Source organism: Corynebacterium pacaense, from assembly GCF_900169525.1.
Lineage (GTDB): Bacteria > Actinomycetota > Actinomycetes > Mycobacteriales > Mycobacteriaceae > Corynebacterium > Corynebacterium pacaense.
In genome coordinates this window covers 1-940 of sequence record NZ_LT821237.1, presented here as the reverse complement: position 1 = coordinate 940, position 940 = coordinate 1, and the positions used below count along the sequence as shown (strand labels likewise).

At 57.2% G+C, this 940-nt stretch carries 1 protein-coding gene; it reads left to right on the top strand.

Annotated features, from left to right (window positions below):
* Positions 1-461 precede the first annotated feature (461 nt).
* Complete coding sequence (locus tag B7E02_RS00220) at positions 462-749, top strand: phosphotransferase (RefSeq protein ID WP_074493739.1); 288 nt, start codon at positions 462-464, stop codon at positions 747-749.
* Positions 750-940 lie beyond the last annotated feature (191 nt).

Sequence of the window (940 nt, the reverse complement as noted above, 5' to 3'; positions counted from 1 at the left end):
ACCGCCGGTTGCACTCCGCACTGGCTCATCGCCCGCCGAAGGAAGTTCACCAGGAATGGCAGAAGTATCAGGCCTACGCGGCCTGATCGACAAGTAAATCACCCTCTACAAAACCCGGGGCTTGACATCTAGCTATGTTCGCCTGTGCCGGGGGGAGTGCCGGTGCCATCGGTTCACCGCACCATCGCCGGTCGGGTTATCGGTGAGACTCAGGGTATGGCCTTGTCGCTTTTGGATTATATGGCTGAAACCACGACCGCAGAAGACGGGTTGATAGGCAAACGTTGGGAGAACGTGGGTCTGGTTCTTGGTAAGCTCCACCGACTTTTAGCCCGGTACCCGTCATACCGGCCGTCACTTCGACCAGCTACAGGGATCATCGACGTTGCACGGGCACGGTTCCGCTTTGACAAGCTGATCGACGACTACCAGCGTCTGGACTCTCTGAGTTCGGATCAGCAGTGGGCGCGCTGCATTCTGCTGTGCAACGCCGCTCGCTGTTATCGAAGGCACAGGCGATCCTCGAAAGTCTCCCACTGTTGGGAATGCAAATCCTGCACGGTGATTTCGCCTCGCCGAACCTGCTAATGAGTAAAGAGAAAGTTGCAGCGGTCATTGATTTTCAACCACCAGCACCTCAATACCCTGTCTGGGAAATCGCCCGTATTGGATGCGACCCGCACACCATCATGGCTGATGGTGACTGGCTGACCGGGCTGGCCCGATTGCTTGGTGCCTACCGACAATAAAACCCTGCGGCCGTCTCCGTCGATTTACTGTCCACGGTCTCCGTAGGCTGCGCTTACACCATGGCATTGTCAAGCCCCGGGTTTTGTAGAGGGTGATTTACTTGTCGATCAGGCCGCGTAGGCCTGATACTTCTGCCATTCCTGGTGAACTTCCTTCGGCGGGCGATGAGCCAGTGCGGAGTGCAACCGGC